The 6,883-nt window shown below is 66.1% G+C and carries 8 protein-coding genes and 1 pseudogene; 7 read left to right on the top strand and 2 right to left on the bottom strand.

Annotated features, from left to right (window positions below):
- From Q4I23_RS28795 to Q4I23_RS28765, 7 genes are all read left to right on the top strand, one after another.
- On the top strand, positions 1 to 227 hold a 227-nt coding region (locus Q4I23_RS28795), incomplete at its 5' end, for a hypothetical protein (protein ID WP_498528479.1).
- 263 nt (positions 228 to 490) lie between these two features.
- A complete protein-coding gene (locus Q4I23_RS28790; RefSeq protein ID WP_109069058.1) occupies positions 491 to 943 on the top strand; it encodes a c-type cytochrome in 453 nt (150 codons plus the stop codon).
- Between the two features lie 14 nt (positions 944 to 957).
- Entirely contained in the window at positions 958 to 2,307 is a 1,350-nt protein-coding gene (locus Q4I23_RS28785) for a cbb3-type cytochrome c oxidase subunit I (RefSeq protein WP_498528478.1), read from the top strand.
- A gap of 29 nt (positions 2,308 to 2,336) precedes the next feature.
- The gene (locus tag Q4I23_RS28780; RefSeq protein WP_498528480.1) at positions 2,337 to 3,122 is read left to right on the top strand and encodes a CbbQ/NirQ/NorQ/GpvN family protein; all 786 of its coding nucleotides are present in this window, start codon (positions 2,337 to 2,339) and stop codon (positions 3,120 to 3,122) included.
- A 4-nt stretch (positions 3,123 to 3,126) separates the two neighbouring features.
- Positions 3,127 to 5,040, top strand: coding sequence for a nitric oxide reductase activation protein NorD (locus Q4I23_RS28775; protein WP_498528477.1), 1,914 nt, complete (start codon positions 3,127 to 3,129; stop codon positions 5,038 to 5,040).
- Between the two features lie 23 nt (positions 5,041 to 5,063).
- Positions 5,064 to 5,738, top strand: a complete 675-nt coding sequence (locus tag Q4I23_RS28770) for a DUF4142 domain-containing protein (protein WP_498528476.1) — start codon at positions 5,064 to 5,066, stop codon at positions 5,736 to 5,738.
- 138 nt (positions 5,739 to 5,876) lie between these two features.
- Entirely contained in the window at positions 5,877 to 6,155 is a 279-nt protein-coding gene (locus tag Q4I23_RS28765) for a DUF6522 family protein (protein WP_498528475.1), read from the top strand.
- A 157-nt stretch (positions 6,156 to 6,312) separates the two neighbouring features.
- On the opposite strand, the gene Q4I23_RS28760 is transcribed toward Q4I23_RS28765, so the two are convergent.
- Together Q4I23_RS28760 and Q4I23_RS28755 are read right to left on the bottom strand one after the other, a co-directional pair.
- Positions 6,313 to 6,537, bottom strand: a complete 225-nt coding sequence (locus tag Q4I23_RS28760) for a hypothetical protein (protein WP_247874577.1) — start codon at positions 6,535 to 6,537, stop codon at positions 6,313 to 6,315.
- A gap of 166 nt (positions 6,538 to 6,703) precedes the next feature.
- Positions 6,704 to 6,883, bottom strand: a pseudogene (locus Q4I23_RS28755) (oxidoreductase); the annotation flags it as partial.

The raw sequence follows: 6,883 nt of genomic DNA, 5'->3' as shown, positions 1-6,883 counted from the left end.
TGGTTTTCATGATGCAATCCAGGGCGAGTGTTGCTTCTGAAGCCAACATCCCGGATTTCACGCCCCGATTACTTGACAACCGTCAAGAATTTGAAGCCAGCGCAATGCACAAATCCTCCGACATTTGGCCAGCTTTTATCACAACAGCAATAAAGAATGTGCGGAAGCGCGGGGACGAAGGGCCGTATAACTATGAGAATCACCACGAATCACAAGGTGAACTCTGATGAGGCCACCGGGCGGCCTATTGCCCGTCCCGCTGGGAACATGGCACCGGCTTAACGCCCTGCGACATCCCGCCGCGGCTCAATGTGCAATCCCGCCGTACAGGGACACCGCGCCATGCCGCTTCCTTCGGCTTCGAGAACCGCGTTCGAGGACACTCGGACGCTCCTTCCTATCCTTTTCCGCACTGGCCCAACGGTCCTGTTTGCGCTTCCACTGGTCCTGGACACGTAACCTAACCGTGTAACGATAACAGGGGGAGGTGATGGCCGAGCGATTCACGAAATCAGCGGCGCGCAACATCTTCTACGGCGGGTCGCTCTTCTTCTTCGTCACCTTCGTCGCCCTGACGATTCACAGCCACTACTACATTCGAACGACCAGCACGGACGAGGCCACGCTGTCCGAGAGCGTCGCACGCGGCAAGCACGTGTGGGAGAGGAACGCCTGCATCAACTGCCACTCGCTGCTTGGTGAGGGTGCCTACTTCGCCCCGGAGCTCGGCAACGTCTGGGTCCGCTACGGCGGGCGGGAGGACGCCGAAGGCGCGCGCACGGCGTTGATCGCCTGGATGCAGTCGCAGCCCAGCGGGGTCGAGGGGCGCCGCCAGATGCCGCAGTTCAACCTGACCGACGCGGAACTCAACGACCTCGTCGACTTCCTCGAATGGACCAGCCGCATCGACACGCAAGGCTGGCCACCGAACCAAGCGGGCTGAAGGGGAGGCATGGCATGAAATACGCGACCCAACGCATCGCCTATTGGTACTTCGCCTGCGCGATGGCCCTGTTCGTCGTCCAGGTGCTGGTCGGCTCGCTCGCCGGGACCGTCTACGTCCTGCCGAACTTCCTGTCCGAGATCCTGCCCTTCAACATCCTGCGCATGATCCACACCAACGCGCTGATCGTGTGGCTCCTGCTCGGCTTTTTCGGCTCGGCCTATTACCTGATCCCGGAGGAGGCGGAGCGCGACATCGAGAGCCCGGTGCTCGCCTACGCCCAATTGGCCATCCTGATGGTCGGCGCGCTGGGCGCGGTGGTCGGCTACACGCTGGGCATCCACGAGGGGCGTGAGTTCCTCGAACAGCCGCTGTGGGTGAAGATCGGCATCGTCGTCGCGGCGTTGATCTTCCTCTACAACGTCTCGCTGACCGTGATCAAAGGCCGCAGAACGGCGATTACCAACGTCCTCCTGCTCGGGTTGTGGGGCATCGCGGTCTTTTTCCTGTTCGCCTTCTACAACCCGACCAACCTCGCGCTGGACAAGATGTACTGGTGGTACGTCGTCCATCTGTGGGTCGAGGGCGTGTGGGAGCTGGTGATGGCCTCGGTCCTCGCCTTCCTGGTCATCAAGATGACCGGCGTCGACCGCGAGGTCGTGGAGAAGTGGCTCTACGCCATTGTCGGCCTCGCCCTGTTCTCCGGCCTGCTGGGCACCGGGCACCATTACTACTGGATCGGCGCTCCGGGTTATTGGCAGTGGATCGGCTCGCTGTTCTCCACGCTGGAGGTCGCGCCCTTCTTCGCCATGGTCGTGTTCGCCTTCACGATGGCCTGGAAGGGGCGGCGCGACCACCCGAACAAGGCCGCTTTCCTGTGGACGCTCGGCACCCCGGTGATGGCCTTCTTCGGTGCTGGCGTGTGGGGCTTCATGCACACCCTGTCCTTCGTGAACTACTACAGCCACGGCACCCAGGTCACCGCGGCGCACGGGCATCTCGCCTTCTTCGGGGCCTACGTGATGCTGAACCTCGCGATCATCAGCTATGCCCTGCCGAGCCTGCGCGGCCGCGCGCCCTACAACCAGGTGCTCAACATGTGGAGCTTCTGGATCATGACCTCGGCCATGGCCTTCATGACCTTCACGCTGACCTTCGCGGGCGTCGTGCAGGTCCACCTGCAGCGCGTGCTGGGCATGAACTACATGGAGGTCCAGGAACAGTTGGCCTTGTTCTACTGGATGCGCCTGGGTTCCGGCATCTTCGTGGTCATCTCGGTCCTCATGTTCGTCTACGCGATGTTCGGACCGGCGCGCGGGCGGGTGCCCGCCCGCACCCAGCCTTCCGTCGCGCCGGCCGAGTGACGGCGGTGGAGGCCTCCTCTCGGCACGAGATGGCGGGCGGCGCCGTCCCCTTCTACGCCCCCACCGGCAACGAGGTGGCGTTGTTCGAGCACGCCCACCGCAACCGGCTGCCGCTGCTGCTCAAGGGCCCGACCGGCTGCGGCAAGACCCGCTTCGTCGCGCACATGGCCGCGAGGCTCGGGCGTCCGCTTCACACGGTGTCCTGCCACGACGACCTGACCGCCGCCGACCTGACCGGCCGCTACCTGCTCAAGGGCGGCGACACGGTCTGGACCGACGGCCCGCTGACCCGTTCGGTGCGCGAGGGCGCGATCTGCTACCTCGACGAGGTGGTCGAGGCGCGCAAGGACGTCACCGTCGTGCTGCACCCGCTGACCGACGACCGCCGCCTGCTGCCCCTGGAGCGCACCGGCGAATTGCTGGAGGCCCCGCCGGCGTTCATGCTGGTCGTCTCCTACAACCCCGGCTACCAGAACATCCTGAAGTCGCTGAAACCCAGCACGCGCCAGCGCTTCGTCGCCATCGAGTTCGGCTTCCCGAAGCCCGATGCCGAAACCGGGATCGTTGCCCAGGAAAGCGGGTTACCTGCTGACAGGGTCGCTCCGCTGGTGCGGCTGGGCAACGCCCTGCGCGCGCTCAAGGGTCAGGACCTTGAGGAAGGAGTGTCGACCCGGTTGTTGGTGTATTGCGCCTCCTTGATCCGCGACGGCATGCCTCGCGACGAGGCGATCTTGGCGTCGATGATCGAACCGCTTACCGACGACCCGGAGGTCAAGAAGGCGCTGCTTCGGGTCGCCGAACTCACGCTGGGATGATCGCATGGCCTCGATTTGGGAGCCCGAGGAGTTCGTCGGAGCCCTGTGGCACCGTTTGGTCGGTGACGCCGCGTCCTACCCGCGTCATCCCGACGCCGCGGTCCGTCTGGACGAGATGCGCGCGCGCCTCGGCGTGCTGTTTCGGGCGCTCGGCGGCCCCGGCGCCGTTCGCATCGCCGGGACCTCCGCCGAAACCTCCGGGCATCGTCTCGGTCTGAAGCAGCGTCTCGGTCTCGGGACGGAAAAGTTGGAGCGCGCCCGCTACGACGGCGTCACCCTCCAGCTTCCCGACCGCGTCGATATCTTTCCGTCCCGCGACGACAACGCGGCGCTCTATGAATGGCTCGCCGCTTTCTTCGTCCAGGCCGAACCGCCTCCGGCGATGCCCGACGACCCGCTGCAGGCCGACCTCGTCCGCCTGCGTTCGGCCCATCGGGCCACGCAACGGGCGCTCGCCGAATGGCCGGGTCTGCGCCCGCTCCACGCCCGGCTCTGCCAAGCCATGCGCGCGGCCCGGCCCAGACGGCGGCTGCCTGGGCGGGAGGCCGCGGTCGAGGCGCTCGTAGGAACGCTCATCGGCAGCGGCGAGCCATCCGATCCGGACCTGCTGGCCGCGGTCACCGACGCGACGGTCCCGCTCGACCGATTCCGCGCCGCCTCCGGCTATCGGCCCTTCCTGCCGGTGCCGCTGTGGGGAGAGGTCTCCGCGCCACCGGAGGGCGCCGCTTCGCCTGAGAGCGATGAGGAGGGCGGCGCCGGGGCCGAAGGCGACGGCAAGCGCCGCAGGGCCAAGCGCCGCGAGAACGACCAGACCCGGCGCGACGACCCGCTGATGCTGAACCGCTTCGAGAAGATTCTCGGGCTGGCGGAGATGGTCAACCTCAATCGCAAGGTCGAGGACGACGACGAGGAAAGCGCGCGCAAGGCCGCGGAGGACCTGGACGAAATCTCCGTAGGCCAGCACGAGCGCAAGGCGTCGACCAAGCTCAAGCTCGACCTCGATCTGGCCTCCGAGGACGCCGACGTCGCGCCATTGCGGGCGGAAATCACCTATCCCGAGTGGGACTGGAAACGCCGTCTCTATCATCCCGACCATTGCCGCGTGATCGCCGAGCCGGCCGCGCTGGAGGGGGAGGAGTGGCGGCCCGACGACAACGCGCTGCGCCGCATCCGCCTGGTCCGCCGCCAGTTCGAGGCGATGCGGCCACGCCGCCAGGTGATGACCGGGCAGCCCGACGGTGATGACCTCGACCTGTCGGCTCTGGTCCGCTCGGTCGCCGACCGGCGCGCGGGCGGCATCGGATCGGATCGGGTTTACACGGCGGTGCGCAACGTCGCCCGCGACCTGTCGGTATGCGTGCTGGTGGACGTCTCGCTGTCCACCGACAGCTGCATCGAGGACCGGCGCGTGCTCGACGTCGAGAAGGAGGCTCTGCTGGCGTTGACGCACGGACTGACCGCCTGCGGGGACGAGCACGCCATCCTCACCTTCACCTCGCACCGGCGCCACCGGGTGGACATGCGCACCGTGAAGGACTTCGAGGAGCGGCTGGACGTCCGCGTCGTGCGCCGCATCCAGGCGCTCAAGCCGGGCAGCTACACGCGCATGGGAGCGGCGTTGCGCCACGCGACGGCCCTCCTCAAGGACCGCCCGCACACACACCGGCTGCTGCTGGTGCTGACCGACGGCAAACCGAACGACACGGACCATTACGAGGGGCGCTACGCCATCGAGGACACGCGCGTGGCGGTGCAGGAGGCGCGCCGCGCCGGACTGCGGCTGTTCGGCGTCACGGTGGACGAGAAGGGGCGCGATTACCTGCCCTACATCTTCGGCCCCGGCACCTACGCCATCTTCCCGCACGCCGCACGCCTGCCCGCGGCGCTGCCCGCCATCTACCGCCAGCTGACCGGCTGAACGCTCAAGAAACAGGAGGCATCATGCTCAGGATCATCCTTGCCGCCATCCTCGGAGCCGTCCTGGTGTCCGGCTCTCCCTGGGCGCAGGTCAACATCCGGCCGGACACCACGCCCCGCCTGCCGCCGCAGCCGGGACAGTCCCTGCCCGTCGAGGATGCGCTTTTCCTCAAGGAGGCGGCTGTGGCCAGCCAGGGGCAGGCGGAACTCGGGCGTCTCGCGGCGGAGAAGGGGGCGGACGACGCGTTCAAGAACCTGGCCAAAGGAATCACGGAAACCCACGCCACCTTGGGTGAGTCTTTGAAGCGGCTCTCGTCCGCCCGCCCCCTGCCGCCGGCCGACCAGTTGAAGCCGGAGCGCGCCGACGCCTTCGGTGCCGCCGGGGCGGTGACCAACCCGGCAAACGCCCAGCAGGGCATGACGCAGGACGCCGTCAAGGCGCTGTCCGGGGCGTCGGGCGATGCGTTCGCCAAGGGCTACATTGAGGCGCAGCTTCGCATTCATGACCGCATCGTCGACCTCTACCAGACCGAGGCGTCGAACACGCCGGACCGAGAGCTTGCCACCTTCGCGATCACCAGTCTGGTGTCCATCCAGAAGGACCGCGACGCCCTGCGGCAGATGGCCGGTCGCTTCGGGATCAGCGCTCCGGCCACGGGCCAGCCAGTTCAGTATGGCGATCCGACCAAGGCCCGTTGAGGCCGGCGGCCGCCATGGCGAACGGTGCGCCGCCGGTGACCGGGCGGTTTCCGTGCGTTTGCCCCTGGGCAAAGACGGCGACAACGCCTCACGTCATGATCCCCTCCGGTCATCATTCCAAGGACAAGCGAGGCGGACATGACGGAAACGCAACCACAGCTTACAGCGCTGCTCGGAACCCAGGTTGCCGAGGTGGACGGAGCTGGAGATCTCGTGTTTGACGCTGCGATCGTGGGGTCGCTCCTTGGCCTCGAACCGGGCGCCTTCATGGAAGAACTGAAGAAGGGCATGGTCCATCAGGTTCATGAACAGGGAACGGGTGTGGACCATGGTCGGAGGCGGGTGACCTTCCGCTACCGGGCACGGCAATCGGTGCTGGTTCTGGACGCGCAGGGCCATGCACTTCATGTTGCATGAGGTCGAGGTGGATGGGAGGGCGCGAAGAGCGCGGCCATGTGAGCGGCGTGAGCCCGGACGACGGGTCCGTCGATCAAGGACCTCTGTTTAACCCCACACGGCAACCCGATCGTCGCCGGCTTCACGGCGGTCGTCCCCTGATGATGCCAGGGGTGGGTCAGTAATCCCGATCCGGGTGATCGGACCAGTCGCCCAGATTCATCACGGCGACCGCCATCGCCACACCACCGAACGTTCCACAAACCGAGCCGAAGAGCAGAATGAAACCGATCAGCCAGTAGTCGGAGCCAAGGAGCAGTGTACGGAGACTGGCGACATCCAGCGCGAGAAGGCCGAGGCAAACGACAACGCCGGCCACGACCCCAATCGCCAGATGGGTCAATAGGAATGACACCAGATTATGCTTCTGCAAGAAAGCGGAGCGCCGTGGATTTCGAGGCATTACAGTGACTCCCTGCAGAGCAAAGGCGCATGGTGGCAATTGGAAGGCAGCATGCGCCGCGCCCTTGACGTTCCCCCTGAACTGAATCGGCGCACGCCCTGAAACCTCATACGGCAAGCAGTTCGTCCGCTGGGCCGAAAAACTCGTAGTGGATGCTGCCCAATGGCACGCCCCGGCCGGCGAGGCCGCCGACCATAGCGCGCAGGAACGGTCGAGGGCCACACAGATAGTAGGCCGCCTCCTGCGTCGGCGTGTTGGCGACGATCCAATCCATGCTGATGAAACC

The organism is Azospirillum sp. UFLA03-27 (assembly GCF_059803775.1).
Note: the sequence above shows the minus strand (reverse complement) of the source record. Positions and strands in the feature narration are given on the sequence as shown.